Genomic DNA, 15,085 nt, shown 5'->3' on the forward strand with positions numbered 1-15,085 from the left:
CCCCCGGGCGGCCCCACCGCATGCCTAGTCGACCTCCGCGACCGCCTCCGCGAACTGCGCCTTGTACAGACGCGCGTACGCCCCGTCGGCCGCCAGCAGATCGCTGTGCGCGCCCTGTTCCACGATCGACCCGTTCTCCATCACGAGGATCGTGTCGGCGTCCCGGATCGTCGACAGCCGGTGCGCGATGACGAACGACGTCCGCCCGTGCGCCAGCTTCGCCATCGCCTTCTGGATCAGCACCTCGGTCCGGGTGTCGACGGAGCTGGTCGCCTCGTCGAGGACGAGGATCACCGGGTCGGACAGGAACGCCCGCGCGATGGTGATCAGCTGCTTCTCACCGGCGCTGACCCCGCTGCCCTCGTCGTCGAGCACGGTGTCGTAGCCGTCGGGCAGCGTCCGGATGAACCGGTCCGCGTGCGCCGCGCGCGCCGCCTCCTCGATCTCACCCCGGGTGACCTGCCTGGACGCCCCGTACGCGATGTTCTCCGCGATGGTGCCGCCGAACAGCCAGGTGTCCTGGAGCACCATGCCGATCCCGGCGCGCAGCTCGTCGCGGGACATATTGGCGATGTCGACGCCGTCGAGGGTGATGCGCCCGCCGGAGACGTCGTAGAACCGCATGAGCAGGTTGACCAGTGTGGTCTTGCCCGCGCCCGTGGGCCCGACGATCGCGACCGTGTGGCCGGGTTCGACGACCAGCGAGAGGTCCTCGATCAGCGGCTTCTCGGGGTCGTAGCGGAAGGAGACGTGCTCCAGCGCGACCCGCCCGCGCAGTTCCTCGGGCCGTACGCCCGCCACCGGGTCGGGTCGCTGCTCCTCCGCGTCGAGCAGCTCGAAGATCCGCTCGGCGGAGGCGACGCCCGACTGCACGAGGTTCGCCATGGAGGCGACCTGCGTCAGCGGCATGGAGAACTGGCGCGAGTACTGGATGAAGGCCTGCACGTCACCGATCGACAGCGAGCCGGACGCCACCCGCAGACCGCCGACGACGGCCACCAGCACGTAGTTGATGTTCGACACGAACATCATCAGCGGCTGCATGACCCCACTGTTGAACTGCGCCTTGAACCCGGCCTCGTACAGCGCCTCGTTCTGCTCGGCGAACTGCTGCGCCGACTCCTCCTGCCGGCCGAACACCTTCACCAGCGTGTGGCCGGTGTACATCTCCTCGATGTGCGCGTTCAGCTTGCCGGTGGAGCGCCACTGCTGCACGAAGTGCGGCTGCGACCGCTTGCCGACCCGGGTCGCCACGACCGCCGACAGCGGCACGGTGACCAGTGCGACCAGGGCGAGGATCCACGACACCCAGAACATCATCGCCAGCACGCCGATGATGGTCAGCAGCGAGTTGATGAGCTGCCCCATCGACTGCTGGAGCGTCTGCCCGATGTTGTCGATGTCGTTCGTCGCCCGCGACAGCACCTCACCGCGTTGCCGCTTGTCGAAGTACGACAGCGGCAGCCGCGACAGCTTCGTCTGCACGTCCTCGCGCATCCGGTACATGGTGCGGTTGACAGACGTGTTGACCAGCCGGGTCGCCACCGCCATCAGCAGACCGGCGACGAGGAACACCACGAGCGCGAACAGCAGGACGCTCCCGACCGAGCCGAAGTCGATGCCCTTGCCCGGCGTGAAGTCCGTACTGCGGAGCATGTCGGCGATCTCGCCGTCGCCGCGCTCACGCATGGAGTCGAGGACCTGCTCCTTGCTCGCCCCCTCCGGCATCTCCCGCCCGATGATGCCGGCGAAGACCAGGTCGGTGGCCTCGCCGAGGATCTTCGGCCCCACCACGTTGAGGCCGACGCTCACGACCACGCAGAACAGCATCGCGCAGAGGGTGATCCGCTCCGGTTTGAACTGGGCGAGCAGCCGCCGCCCGGACACCTTGAAGTCCAGCGAGCGGTTCTCGGGGCCGCCGCCGGCCATCATCCGCCCCATGGGCCCGGCCATCAGGCAGCCTCCGCTTCCGTCAGCTGGGAGAGCACGATCTCCCGGTAGGTCTCGTTGTCCGCCATCAGCTCCCGGTGTGTGCCCGTGCCGACGACCCGGCCCTCGTCGAGGACGACGATCCGGTCGGCGTCCCGGATGGTGGCGACGCGCTGGGCGACGATGACGACGGTCGCCTCGGCGGTCTCCCGCCCGAGCGCCGCGCGCAGCGCCGCGTCCGTGGCGTAGTCGAGGGCGGAGAAGGAGTCGTCGAAGAGGTAGATCTCCGGCCGCTGCACGAGCGTGCGGGCGATGGCGAGCCGCTGCCGCTGACCGCCGGAGACGTTGGTCCCGCCCTGCGCGATGGGCGAGTCCAGCCCGTTCTCGAGCTTCTGCACGAACTCCTTGGCCTGCGCCACCTCCAGCGCGTGCCACAGCTCCTCGTCGGTGGCGTCGGGATTGCCGTAGCGCAGGTTGGTGGCGACCGTTCCCGCGAAGAGATACGGCTTCTGCGGCACGAGCCCGACGGTCCGGGCCAGCAGCTGCGGGTCGAGGTCGGCCACCGGCACCCCGTCGACGAGCACCTCGCCGTCAGTGGCGTCGAACAGCCGGGGGACCAGCCCGAGCAGCGTGGACTTGCCGCTGCCGGTCGAGCCGATGACGGCGGTGGTCTCACCGGGCCGCGCCACCAGGTCGATGGCCTTCAGCACCGGCTCCTCGGCACCCGGATAGCGGAAGCCGGCCCCGCGGATCTCCAACTGCCCGTGCCGGCGCAGCTCCCGTACGGGCGCCACCGGCGGCACCACGCTCGACTCCGTCTCCAGGACCTCCTGGATGCGCTCGGCGCACACCTCCGCGCGCGGCACCATCATGAACATGAAGGTGGCCATCATCACGGACATGACGATCTGCATGAGGTAGGCGAGGAAAGCGGTCAGATCACCGATCTCCATGCCACCGCTGTCGATCCGACGGGCGCCGAACCACACCACCGCGATCGACGACAGGTTCACCGTGGTCATGACCACCGGGAACATCAGCGCGAGCAGGTTGCCGGCCTTCAGCGAGATGTCGGTGAGGTCCGCGTTGGCCTTCCGGAAACGCTGCTCCTCGTACTCGTCCCGGACGAAGGCGCGGATGACCCGGTTGCCGGTGATCTGCTCGCGCAGCACCCGGTTCACCGCGTCCAGGCGCTCCTGCATGGACCGGAACAGCGGCCGCAGCCCCCGCACGATCAGCGTCACACAGATGCCCAGCACCGGCACCACGGCGACCAGCACGCCGGACAGCGGCACATCCAGACCGAGCGCCAGCACGACACCGCCCACGCACATGATGGGCGCCGACACCATCAGCGTGAACGTCATCAGGACCAGCATCTGGATCTGCTGGACGTCGTTCGTCGTCCGCGTGATCAACGAGGGCGCGCCGAAGTGACCGACCTCGCGCGCGGAGAAGGACTGCACCCGGTCGAAGACGGCCGCCCGCACGTCCCGGCCGATCGCCGACGCCGTTCTCGCGCCGTAGTACACAGCGCCGATGTTGCACACCACCTGCGCCAGTGAGATGCCGATCATCAGGCCGCCGTAGGACAGGATGGATCCGGTGTCCCCGTTGACGACACCGTTGTCGATGATGTCGGCGTTCAGCGTGGGCAGGTAGAGGGTGGCGCAGGTCTGCAGGAACTGCAGCAGCACCAGCAGGGTGATGGGTTTCTTGTAGGGCCTGAGATAGGTCCGCAGAAGTCGTATGAGCACGCTACGTCTCTCGGAGTCGGCGGTAGGGGCATTGGTTGCCCGTGGCCCCTATCGTCGAACACTCCACCCGCGTTACCTCAACTCATTAACCCGACAGAGGCGTGCTATAGAGCCTGTCTTCAACGGAACGCCGACGGATGCGTCTGCTCCCGCACCGACACGAACTGCTGCCGCACGGCCTGCCCCACGGCCAGGTCGTCACCGGGCTCCAGCACCTGCGCCGCCGCCCCGTGCCAGGCCGGCGGCGTCCGCGGATCGAGCGTCCCCTGCGACGCCCCGAGCGCCCAGGCGGCCTGCCGCGCCGCCCCGATCGCCGCGTAGTCGGCGGGCTGCGGTACGACGACCTGCGCCCCGAAGAGCGAGGGCGCGGCGGCCTGCACGGCCGGCAGCTCGGCCGCCGCCCCGAGCAGAAAGATCCGCCGCACGTCCACGCCCCGCCCGCGCAGCACGTCGAGCGCGTCCGCGAGCCCGCACAGCATGCCCTCGAACGAGGCCCGCGCGAAGTGCTCCGGCTTCATCGACTCCCGCCGCAGCCCCGCCAGCGTGCCCGCCGTGTGCGGCAGGTTGGGCGTCCGCTCGCCCTCCAGATAGGGCAGCAGCACCAGCCCGTGCGACCCCGGCGTCGACTTCATCGCCAGCTCGGACAGACTCTCCAGATCCGGCACCCCGAGCAGCTCGGCGGCCCCGCGCAGGGTCCGTACGGCGTTCAGGGTGGTGACGACCGGCAGGTGCATGCCCGCCGCGTCCGCGAGGGAGGTGATCATCCCGCTCTGGTCGACGAGCGCCTCGGGATGCACGGCCATCACGGACCCCGAGGCACCCAGCGACACGACCGCGTCGCCGATTCCGAGGCCCAGTCCGAGCGCGGCCGCCATGGTCTCACCGGTCCCGGCGGAGATCAGCAGGCCCTCAGGGGTCGTACCGGCCGCGTCGGAGGGACCGATCACCTCGGGCAGCATGGCCTGATGACCGAGCGCAAGCTCGACGAGGTCGGGCCGGTAGCCGCCGGTGGCGGCCGACCAGTACCCGGTCCCGGAGGCCCCGCCCCGGTCGGTGGTTCTGCGCACCGGCCGCCCGAGCAGCTGCCACACCAGCCAGTCATGGGCCTGCATCAGCACGGCGGTACGCAGCGCCGCGTCCGGCTCGTTCTTCGCCAGCCAGCGCAGCTTGGTCACCGGCTGCGCGGCCTGCGGCACACATCCCACGGCCTGCGCCCAGGCCTCGCGCCCCCCGAGCGCGTCGATCAGATCGGCCGCCGCGACTTGCGCCCGCTTGTCGCCGCCGACCATCGCGGGCCGCACGGTGTTGCCCTGCGCGTCCAGCGGCACGACCGCGTTCTGCTGCGAGGACACACCGATGGCCTGCACCCCTTCGAGCAGCCCGCCGCCGGCGGCCTCCCCGAGGGACAGCAGCCAGGCCTGGGGATCGACGTCGCTGGGCCGCCCCGCGCCCTCCAGACCTTCCACCGGATGCGGCGCATATCCCTGCCTGAGCACGGCTCCCGTGTCCGTGTCGCAGACGACGATACGAGTGAAATCGGGTGAACTGTCCAACCCGGCGACTATCCCCATGGCGAAAATTCTGCCGCACGCTCCGCCGGGGTTGGGCCGCGGAGACCACAGGGGTGGGTGTGGTGGTGCGGGTGCGGGTGCGTCATGGCTGGTCGCGCAGTTCCGCGCACCCCTGAGGTGGCGTTCCGCACCCGCCGCCTACGTCATGTCCACGTGATGTTGCACGGGATGTTCCACGTGATGTCTACGGGTTGCTCGTGCCCCAGTCGTCCTCGCCACCGTCGTGTGCGCTGCGCTCCCGCAGCGAGCGCACCCGGCTCGCGACCGATTCGGGCATCCGGTCGCCGACCTTGTCGCTCACCACGTGGTACGCCCTGCCCGCGAACTGACGGCCCTGGTGCGCGGCCGTCTCCGCGGTGTTGCGGACGGCGGGGTTCTGCGCGACCTGCCGCGCGGACTTCTTCAACTGCTCGTAGCGTTCGCGCCCGGCCCGTGTGCCCAGCACGTAACCCAGGGCCAGTCCGACGACGAACGTGAGCCGGTAGCGCATGGCGGCCACCCTTCCCTCGTGTAGGTCTCTGGTGCGGCATCGGTGCTGGGGGGAACCGATTGGCGGAGCACCCCCCTGCTTGCGCTAATGTATGTGTCGCAGCGAGCGCCCGCCCTCTGGCGAATACCCAGGTAGGTGCGTTCGATGCAACGAGGCATTCCTCCGTAGCTCAATTGGCAGAGCAGCCGGCTGTTAACCGGCAGGTTACTGGTTCGAGTCCAGTCGGGGGAGCTCGGTCCTCCGTAGCTCAATTGGCAGAGCAGCCGGCTGTTAACCGGCAGGTTACTGGTTCGAGTCCAGTCGGGGGAGCATCGTGATCGAGGACCCCGTAGGGGTCCTTTTTCATGTCGGCGGGAACCACGCAGGTCGCGGCGGGGTCCTCAGGGGCGTGCGACGTCGGACCAGGCGGAGCGTGAGATCGTATGAGCGGCTATGCTGCGGCAGACGGCGCGCACACATGTACGCGACACGCCGCTATGGGGCGGTAGCTCAGCCGGTTAGAGCAGCGGACTCATAATCCGTCGGCCGTGGGTTCGAGTCCCACCCGCCCCACCTTCGCAGGTCTCTGAACTGCGGAAACGTTCAATTTGTCCTGTCGGATCGGCAACTGCGCCTGAACGGACTGAATCCGCTGCGCGTGAGTTGCTGCCCAGGAACCTTCGAGTAGGCGGCACTGCCGGGTAGGCCGCTGGGTACGGAGGGCCGGACTGGGCGGGTCCCGCCCCACATACAGCCGCGCCGGTGCTCCTGCTCATCCCGTCCATCGAGAGGCATCGACAACCACTGCTCAGGCGTGACGTGATCCGGTGTGCAGGCGCGGGCGGGCTTGGATTTACCGACGGGACCCGGCACCCGAACCGGCAGGGTTGTGATTTTGAGCAGCAGTCACTTCCGGTGTACGGACTTTCCGGGGTGCCCGCCCGGGCTCAGCGGACGCGGTTCGCCATAGGGACATGGTTCCGACGGCGATGACTGGCGCTGCCAGTCGGCGCAGCACCGGCAGCCGGTCCACGGCCACCGTCAGGCACAGGATCACGGTGATCGCGACACCCAGGCAGCCGAAGAGGCCGAACGTGGAACCGCTGTGCGGCTCGGCCGCCAGCAGCCCCCAGCCGTCGGGGTCCGACAGCCCACTGCCGATCGGCAGGTCGAAGGATCCCTCATGCCGGGATCCTGCATGGCACTGCGGTCCTTGAGGACGTCGAAGTCCTTCATGCCAGGCGACCCGGCCATGATCTCCTTGGCGCCGCCGGTCGGCCGGAGCGTCAACCACGAGACGCCTTGTCCGAACGCGATCAGCGCGGGACCGACCACAGCCAGCCGCCGCCGCACGGTGCCCGAGGACGGTCACGATCCTGGCCTTCGCCTTGCCGACCCGCCAGTCCGGTCGTCGGCTCCAGGCGGCCGGCGATCAGCACCAGCGAGAATCCGGCGAGGGTGGCCAACAGTACTGGTCGCCGCGATGCCGCGGGTCGGCAGGCTCACCACGAGCCGGCAGTTCTTCCGCTCCGCCTGAAGGCCGAGCGGCGTCACTTCTCATCGATATTGATCACGCAGGCGGGCGGCGGGGTGACGTCCGAACTCGCGTAGGAACGGCATCCGCGGGAAGCGACACACCCCGATGTGTCTTATCGGATGTGTCGGGCCAGTCCGGTCGCCCTGCCCATCAGCCATTCGAGCGGCCCTCGCTTTACGAAGCGGGACCAGAGGGTGGCGAGGACGGTGACGGACGCGATGAGGCCGAGCAGGATGTGCAGCGGCGGGACGGCCGATGTCTCGGTGTCCAGGAGCCAGATGGCGACGATGTGGTAGACGTACGCCGTCAGTGACATCGAGCCGACCGCGATGACGGGCTTGGCCAGGCGGCGCAGCCTGGGAAAGGCGTCCATGGCGGCCAGGCACGCGGTGATCACCAGGATCGCCACACCCGTGGCGGCCATGATGGACAGGGTCGCCTCGCTGTGCGGGGCTGAGGCCAGCATCCCGGCGGGGGTGTCGCCGAAGATGCCGATGCTGTCGGGCGACACGGACGACACGGACGACATGCCCGGCCCCTCTTCGGCTTTCCGGACGGCTTCGGCGGCACCGGGTACGAGACGCACCGCGAGCCAGGAGCCGCCGTAGCCGGTGACGGCGAGGGCGACGCCGGTGAGGGCGAGGCGCATCCGGACAGCCTTGGCAGCCAGGTCGCAGCGGGCGACAGCCATACCGGCGATCACGAACGGGACCCAGGTCAGGGCCGGATAACCGCCGGTGAAGAACAGTGAGACGGGGCCGTCGGCCTGGCCGTAGGAGAGGAACACGCGGCCGCCGACCACCGGCTTCAGCGCGTACAGCAGCTGCGGACCTACCAGGGCCCATCCTGCGGCGATCAACGCCAGTGGCTTGGCGCCCAGCCGGTACAGCGGCAGCACGAGCAGGAAGAACAGTCCGTAGAAAGCGAGGATCGGCACGACCGGGGTGCCCGTCAGGGTCAGGGCGGTGCCAAGGGCCAGCAGGATCACGGCCCTGATGATCACCTTGGCGACGGCCTGCCGGCCGGCCAGGCCGGTCTTCGGTGTGCGGCGGCCGGTGATGAGGGCGACCGCGAAGCCGGCCAGGACGGCGAACAGGGCGGATGAGCGGCCTTGCGCCAGTTCCATCAGGAAGCCGATGACCCCGCCCTGGCTGGGGGCGGGGCCTACGTGGACCGCGTACATGCCGAAGACGGCCAGGCCGCGGGCCAGGTCCAGCCCTATCAGCCGGCCCACGCCGGGCGCGCCGGTCGAGGGCTCGCTGCGCTCGCGTTCGGGGGACGGCGCGTCGGCCGTAAGCGGCGGGGAGTCCGGGTGATGGGTCATGACCCTCAGGCTGGAGACCCGGGCCGATCATGGACTATCCGGCAGAAGGCTGCCGTGTCCCTGCCGAGTGGTGGGTGCTACCCCGCCGTGTGGCTGGAGCTGCCGCTCGCCGGGCCGCAAGAGCTCTACGTGGCTTTAGGGTCGAGTCGACATGGGCCGGACGGCATGAACGAAGGTGAGGCGGAGCGCGTGATCCGGGTAGTGGTGGTCGACGACGAGGCACTGGTCCGCTCGGGCTTCGAACTCATTCTGGGCGCGTCCGAGGACATCGAGGTCGTCGCGACCGCGAGCGGCGGCCACGCGGTGGAGGCCGTCCGGCGGGAGCGGCCGGACGTGGTGCTGCTGGACATCCGGATGCCGGACGTCGACGGGCTCACCGTCCTGCGCGAGCTGCGGATGATGCCGGATCCGCCGGTGGTGGCGATGCTGACCACGTTCGACGCCGACGAGTACATCCTGACCGCGCTGAACTCCGGCGCGGCCGGCTTCCTGCTCAAGGACACGGAGCCGGAGCAGCTTGCCCACCTGGTGCGGACCCTGGTCGCGGGCGGTGTGGTGCTGTCGCCCAAGGCGTCGCGGACGCTGGTGCACAGCCACCCCGGCACCGAGGCGGCCGTCGACGAGGAGGCCGCGCGGGTCCGGCTGCTCACCGCGCGGGAGCGCGACGTCCTCGTCCTGGTGGCGGAGGGGCTGTCGAACGCCGATATCGGGGCGCGTATCCACCTGGGGGCGGGCACGGTGAAGGACCACGTCAGCGCGATCCTCACGAAGCTGCGGGTGACGAGCCGGGTGCAGGCCGCGCTGCTGGCGCAGCGGGCCGGGCTGCTCGACGAGCGCCCGCGGTCGGAGGCCGGCCGATGAGCCGTGCACGTGCCGTGTGGCAGCGGGTTCCCGCGCCGGTCGTCGACATCGTCCTGGTGGCGGTGGCGGCCGTGGATGTGCTGGTGGTGGACATGTGGGAGCACACGCGTCCCGAGGTCACGCTGGCCGCGGTCGGCTGCGCCGCGTTGGCGTTCCGGCGCAGGTTCCCGCTCGGCGTCTTCCTGCTCACCCTGCCCATCGCGCTGATGCAGGATGTCGCCGTCGCTGTGCTCGCGGCGCTGTTCACGCTGGCCGAACGCTCCCGCAACCGCCGTCTCCTCGCGGTGTGCGTCGTCCTGGCCGCCGTCGCGAGCAGTACTCCGTGGCCCCTGGCCGCGGCGGACCGGACCATGACCCTGGTCTTCTTCGTGTACGGCCTGGCAACCAGCGTCGCCCCGGTCCTGTTCGGCCAGCTTCTCCAGGCACGACGGGACCTGGCGCGGCGGCTGGCCGAGGTCGAGGAGGCCAGGGAGCACGAGCGGACCCTGCACGCCCAGGCCGTGCTCGCCCGTGAACGCGCCCAGCTGGCCCGCGAGATGCACGACGTGGTCTCCCACCAGGTCAGCCTGATCGCCGTACGGGCCGGGGCGTTGCAGGTCGCCGCCAAGGACGCGGACGCCAAGGAGGCCGCCCGCACGATCCGTTCGCTGAGCGTCACCACCCTCGACGAGCTGCGCACCATGGTCACGCTGTTGCGTGCCTCCGGCGGCAAATCCACCGAGCTGACGCCGCAGCCCACCTTGGCCGACCTGCGCAAACTGGTCGAATCCAGCGGCACTCACACGGAGCTGACGGGTGAGCTGCCGCCCACCGTGGGCACACCCGCCCAACGCGCCCTTTACCGCACGGTTCAGGAGGCGCTGACCAACGTCCGCAAGCACGCCCCCGGCGCCAACGCTCGCGTCGAGCTGTGGCAGGACGGGGACGGTATCGGAGTGACCGTCACCAACACCCCTCCCACGCGCCCCTCCCTCTCCTTGCCCGGTTCGCAGCAGGGCTTGGTCGGCCTGCGGGAACGGGCCGAGATCCTGCACGGCACCCTGGACGCGGGCCCGACTGCTCAGGGCGGCTACCGGGTGCGGCTGAGGGTTCCCCTGAGCGCGGACTGACATGCTGTTCTGTCGGCTTGCGGCTTGCGGCTCACACGTGAGCCTCAACCGGCAGCGCACGCCGACGCCCCTGGACCGTGCTCCGCCGGCTTGCCTCTTGTCCAGCTCCCCATCCTGACCGTGTCCGGTGCCGCGTCAGCCCGTTGAGGGTCCCGGAACCAGGCTGACAGCCCTGATCGCCGCCTCACTTCAGCAGGGTGCTGACCAAGGCGACGGCCACTCCCAAGAGCGCGTCAGTACCGCCGATCCTGACGGCTCGTCCCCACGTACGGCCTGCGGCCCGGGAGGCGAGCAGGCCCCAGCCCAGGAGCAGGACGGTGTTGATTCCGAAGGCGACGTACTCGATGCCTGTGGAGTGCCACCAGCCAAGGCCCGCCCCCCACAGCAGCAGTGTGGTGGGCAACGCCGCCACTACCAGCGGCCATTCGGCGAGGACTGCGCGCACCACTCCCCGTATGCCGGGATGGCCCTGAGCATCGCGGTGAGCGATCTGGTGGGCGTATCCATGAGCCAGGGCCGAGGCAAGGGCGGTGAACAGGACCCACACGGCGTCGTCCATGCGCGCCGCCCGAGTCACCTCGCCGAACTGCGTGAGCGCGGCAACGGCCGAACTCGACACCAGGAGCCCGTACACGCCGCCGAACAGCGCAGTCGGCTGGGCCAGCCAGTCCCATAGCCCACGTCTGCAACGGATGGCGGACTCGGTGCGCATAGGCGGCCTTTCGCGGTCTTGGTTTCCGTGGGTGTCGGTGCGTGGGGTTGTCCGGCCGGGACTGGGACAGTGGACGACCGGACAACCTTGCGTGTGGTGGGTCATCGCGCGGGGGCCAGGAGCTGGGTGGCCGCCAGCCGCGCGTACAGCCGGTCCTGGTCCACCAGTTCCTCATGGGTGCCCACGGCCCGGACCCGGCCGGCGTCCATGACGACGATCCGGTCGGCGCCTGTCACCGTCGACAGGCGGTGGGCCACCACCAGCACAGTGGTCTCCCGGGCCACGTCCGCGATGACGTCCCGCAGCGCGAGCTCGTTGACGGCGTCGAGTTGCGAGGTCGCCTCGTCCAACAGCAGCAGGCGGGGCTTGCGCAGTACGGCGCGGGCGATGGCGATGCGCTGCCGCTCACCGCCCGACAGCTTCGAGCCGCGGTGGCCGACCGGGGTGTCCAGGCCGTGGGGCAGACGCTCGACGAGGGTGTCGAGCTTCGTGCGGGCCAGGACATCGCGGAGGGCGTCGTCCGTCGCATTGGGCGCGGCAAAGACGAGGTTCTCGCGGAGCGTGCCGGCCAGCACCGGGGCGTCCTGCTCGACGTATCCGATGGCGGACCGCAGTTGGGACAGCGGCCAGTGCCGTACGTCCTTGCCATCGACCAGGACCCGGCCACCGGTGGCCTCGTGGAACCGCTCGATGAGCGCGAAGATCGTCGACTTGCCCGCACCCGAGGGGCCCACGAAGGCCGTCATCCCGGCACCCGGTACCTCGAAACGCACCCGCTGATGGACGTACGGCAGGCCCGGACGGTAGCGGAAGGACACGTCCTCGAAACGGACCGACGCCGGACCCGGCGCGGCTGTCCCCTGCCGGGGCAGGGCGTCCGCCTGCCGAGCGGGCGATTCCGTCGAGAGGCGTTCCACGGCCGCGATGCGGGAGGCCGCGGCCGCCCCCTCCTGATAGGAGGTCACGGCGTCGACCAGCTTGGACACCGGCTCGATCAGATAGAAGAGGTACAGCAGGAAGGCGATGAGGGTGGACACGGGGATCTCCCCGGACGCCACCCGCGCCCCGCCGACCGCGAGCACCGCGAGGAAGGCCAGCTGTACGGCGAGTTCGTCGGCCGAGCCCGCCACGGCCTCCCACTTCGCGCTCTTCACACCGTGCCGCCAGGCCCGCCGCGCCGCCGCCACCACCCGAGCGGTCTCCCGCTCCTCGGCACCGGACGCCTTCACCGTGCGAAAGGCTCCGAGAGACCGCTCCAGCGCGACGGAGATCTCCCCGACCGCCTCCTGCGCCCGCTCGGTGGCCCGCGCGATCCTCGGCATCACCAGCGCGACGGCCCCGCCGACCAGCACGACCACACCGAGCGTCACACCCAGCAGCACGACGTCCAGGAACGCCATCATCACGATCGCGGCCACGAAGGCCACCACTCCAGAGGCCGCGGAGACGACCGCCTGCGTGCTGACCGCCCGCAGCAGCGTGGTGTCCGAAGTGACCCGGGACATCAGATCACCCGGCGGGATCCGCTCCCACTCCGAGATCCGCAACCGCAACAGCCGCCCCACAAGGGTGCGCCGAGCGGCCAGGACCACCGACTCCGCCGTCCGCTCCAGCACGTACGCGCCGAACGCCTCGACCGCCGTGCCCAGCACCACCAGGACGGTGAGCGCGATCAGGATCCCGGCGATGGTCTCACCGGAGGCCAGCCGGTCCACCAGCGCCTTCGTGGCCAGCGGCTGCAGCAGCCCCCCGGCGGCCCCGACCAGGGCGCACAACAGACCGAGGGCGACCGCCCACCGGTGCGGCCGCACATACGCGCCCAGTGCCTTGATCGTCTCCCGGGCGGACAGGGACGGCTCATCCGTCGTCGGAGCGGATGCGGTGTTCACGAAGTTCCTTTCTTCTGCGGTGTCGCGGCGTCACAACCCGGTACGCGGGCCGAAGTGCCGGGGCAGTCCTCGCGCTCCTTGTGTCGGCGCGGTCTGTCATGCCTGCAGTCTTCAAGCCCGGCCGCCACGCGCCCATCCGGCAACCGTCGGGTCCACCCCCGCCAAGTGGCCGAACAACACCGCCCGTCCGGTCGCACCGGACCGACCGGTCAGGACGAGACTCCGCCTGTCGGCAGGGCGGTACCCGCCGATCGGCGGGGGAGAGCCCGAAGACTGCCGGATGGTCCGCCCCCGGACGTCCACGCGAGGTTCTCCGTATGACACAGACACAGCCGCCGCAGGAGACATCAGCTCCGCAGGAGAACTCGCCTCCGCCGCCCCGGACCTCCCCCGAGTCCCCGGCCTCGCCCGGTCCCTCGATGGGACGCCTCGTCGGGGTGGACCTGGCCCGCGCGCTGGCGGTGTTCGGCATGTACGTCGTGCACATCGGCCCCCCGCTGTCCGCCACGACTGGCGTCGGCAGCTGGATCCGATACATATCGGACGGTCACTCGTCGGTCCTGTTCGCCACCCTCGCCGGGTTCTCCCTGATGCTGCTCGCCGGCCGCCGCGAGCCCAAGACCGGCCAGGCGGGCCGGCAGGCGAGGGCCCGCATCGCGATCCGCGCCGTGATCCTGCTGGCGCTGGGCACCGTGATGGCGATGGAGTACGGGGGCGTGATCATCCTCGGCTTCTACGGCGTCTACTTCCTCCTCGCCCTGCCCCTGGTGCAACTGAGCGCCAGGACCCTCGCGATCATCGCGGCCGCGTTCGCCCTCGTCACACCGCAGCTGGCGTTCGTCCTCACCTCGCTGCTGACCCCGTCGGTCCAGCAGAGCATCAACACCTACGACCCGCTCCGTCACCTCAGCGAGGTCGGCGCCCTCGATCTGCTGCTCACCGGCTTCTACCCGGCGCTCACCTGGATGTCGTTCGTCATCGCGGGCATGGCGCTGGGCCGCCTCGACCTCTCCTGCGGCACCATCCTGAAGCGCCTGGCCGCGCTCGGCGCCACCCTCACCGCGGCCGCCTACGGCATGTCCCTGCTGCTCGCCGGCAAGGGCGCGTTGCGGAGCCTCGCGGAAGACGGGCCGTCGTCCGGCGGCTCCGGGTCGATGCCCACCGGCAGCGGGTCGATGCCCACCGGCAGCGGGTCGATGCCCGCTGATGCAGGGTCGTTCCCCGACATGCCCGCGTCGTTTCTCCTGAAGGCCGGGCCGCACAGCGGCACCACGTTCGACATCATCGGCAGCGTCGGAATCGCGATCCTCGTGATCGTGGGCGCGACGGTGGCGATGGACCGTCTGCCGCGACTGCGCCGCCTGGCCAAGCCGGTCATTGCCGTGGGCACCATGTCCCTGACCGCCTACGTCGGCCACTTCGTCGCACAGTCCTTGCTGTCCACGCCCGCCGGAACCGGCACCCAGCAGTCCTGGCTGCCCCTGATCATGTACGTCCTCGGAGCCATCCTGTTCGCCGCGATCTGGTCCCGCTTCTTCCGCCGCGGCCCCCTGGAGTACCTGCTCAACGCCGCCACCAAGCCGGCGAAGCACATCCGATGAGACCCGGGCCGGGGTGTGAACCTCCACACTCCACCCCGGCCGGGCCGTTCATGGATCCAGCACCTGCCGCTGCTGACCCAACGCCCATCCGGACAGGCGGTGCTGGGGCAGCCTCCGAACAACCCGCACTAGAAGGATTCGAGACCCTCTCATCAGCTGGGGAGAGGATCCTTGAACCGGGTGTGCGCGTCCGTCCAGGGCGCGTTCTGGACGCAGGTTGGACACAAGGATCGGAACTGGGAAAACGGCCAAGATGAGCATGGATCGACAAGGACCGCCAAGATCCTCAAAGGACTCATAATCCGTCGGCCGTGGGTTCGAGTCCC

Annotated in this window: 10 protein-coding genes and 3 tRNA genes; 6 read left to right on the plus strand and 7 right to left on the minus strand. The window is 70.0% G+C overall.

Features of this window, described 5'->3' with window-relative positions:
- Positions 1-24 precede the first annotated feature (24 nt).
- The 4 genes from IE263_RS19075 to IE263_RS19090 all read right to left on the minus strand — a co-directional run bounded on the left by IE263_RS19075 (position 25) and on the right by IE263_RS19090 (position 5,747).
- Positions 25-1,953, minus strand: coding sequence for an ABC transporter ATP-binding protein (locus tag IE263_RS19075; RefSeq protein ID WP_189938003.1), 1,929 nt, complete (start codon positions 1,951-1,953; stop codon positions 25-27).
- Positions 1,953-3,686: an ABC transporter ATP-binding protein gene (locus IE263_RS19080; protein WP_189938005.1), complete on the minus strand. Its 1,734-nt coding sequence runs from the start codon at positions 3,684-3,686 to the stop codon at positions 1,953-1,955. Before IE263_RS19080 ends, IE263_RS19075 begins: the two co-directional genes overlap by 1 nt.
- 119 nt (positions 3,687-3,805) lie before the next feature.
- The gene (locus IE263_RS19085; protein WP_189938006.1) at positions 3,806-5,257 is read right to left on the minus strand and encodes a xylulokinase; all 1,452 of its coding nucleotides are present in this window, start codon (positions 5,255-5,257) and stop codon (positions 3,806-3,808) included.
- Positions 5,258-5,441: 184 nt separating this feature from the next.
- A complete protein-coding gene (locus IE263_RS19090; RefSeq protein ID WP_189938008.1) occupies positions 5,442-5,747 on the minus strand; it encodes a YtxH domain-containing protein in 306 nt (101 codons plus the stop codon).
- Positions 5,748-5,905: 158 nt separating this feature from the next.
- Between IE263_RS19090 and IE263_RS19095 the strand changes: the two genes are divergently transcribed.
- The 3 genes from IE263_RS19095 to IE263_RS19105 all read left to right on the plus strand — a co-directional run bounded on the left by IE263_RS19095 (position 5,906) and on the right by IE263_RS19105 (position 6,299).
- Positions 5,906-5,978: transfer RNA gene (locus IE263_RS19095), tRNA-Asn, on the plus strand.
- Positions 5,979-5,983: 5 nt separating this feature from the next.
- Positions 5,984-6,056, plus strand: a tRNA-Asn gene (locus IE263_RS19100).
- 169 nt (positions 6,057-6,225) lie between these two features.
- A tRNA-Ile gene (locus tag IE263_RS19105) sits at positions 6,226-6,299 on the plus strand.
- A 1,076-nt stretch (positions 6,300-7,375) separates the two neighbouring features.
- On the opposite strand, the gene IE263_RS19110 is transcribed toward IE263_RS19105, so the two are convergent.
- Positions 7,376-8,587 (minus strand): DUF418 domain-containing protein, encoded by a 1,212-nt coding sequence (locus tag IE263_RS19110; RefSeq protein ID WP_189938010.1) that lies wholly within the window; start codon positions 8,585-8,587, stop codon positions 7,376-7,378.
- Between the two features lie 165 nt (positions 8,588-8,752).
- Between IE263_RS19110 and IE263_RS19115 the strand changes: the two genes are divergently transcribed.
- Both IE263_RS19115 and IE263_RS19120 read left to right on the plus strand, forming a co-directional pair.
- Complete coding sequence (locus IE263_RS19115) at positions 8,753-9,448, plus strand: response regulator (RefSeq protein ID WP_189938012.1); 696 nt, start codon at positions 8,753-8,755, stop codon at positions 9,446-9,448.
- Positions 9,445-10,557 carry a sensor histidine kinase gene (locus IE263_RS19120; RefSeq protein WP_189938014.1) on the plus strand — a complete coding sequence of 371 codons (1,113 nt, stop codon included), beginning with the start codon at positions 9,445-9,447 and terminating at the stop codon, positions 10,555-10,557. The genes IE263_RS19115 and IE263_RS19120 overlap by 4 nt, the downstream gene beginning before the upstream one ends.
- 184 nt (positions 10,558-10,741) lie before the next feature.
- Here the strand turns inward: IE263_RS19120 and IE263_RS19125 are convergent, their stop codons facing one another.
- Positions 10,742-11,269: a hypothetical protein gene (locus tag IE263_RS19125; protein WP_189938016.1), complete on the minus strand. Its 528-nt coding sequence runs from the start codon at positions 11,267-11,269 to the stop codon at positions 10,742-10,744.
- Positions 11,270-11,370: 101 nt separating this feature from the next.
- The gene (locus tag IE263_RS19130; RefSeq protein ID WP_189938018.1) at positions 11,371-13,158 is read right to left on the minus strand and encodes an ABC transporter ATP-binding protein; all 1,788 of its coding nucleotides are present in this window, start codon (positions 13,156-13,158) and stop codon (positions 11,371-11,373) included.
- Positions 13,159-13,475: 317 nt separating this feature from the next.
- Here IE263_RS19130 and IE263_RS19135 point away from each other — a divergent pair, with 317 nt between their 5' ends.
- The gene (locus IE263_RS19135; protein ID WP_189938020.1) at positions 13,476-14,759 is read left to right on the plus strand and encodes a DUF418 domain-containing protein; all 1,284 of its coding nucleotides are present in this window, start codon (positions 13,476-13,478) and stop codon (positions 14,757-14,759) included.
- The last annotated feature ends 326 nt before the right edge of the window (positions 14,760-15,085 follow it).

It is taken from the genome of Streptomyces aurantiogriseus (assembly GCF_014649375.1).
In the GTDB taxonomy this organism is placed as follows: domain Bacteria; phylum Actinomycetota; class Actinomycetes; order Streptomycetales; family Streptomycetaceae; genus Streptomyces; species Streptomyces aurantiogriseus.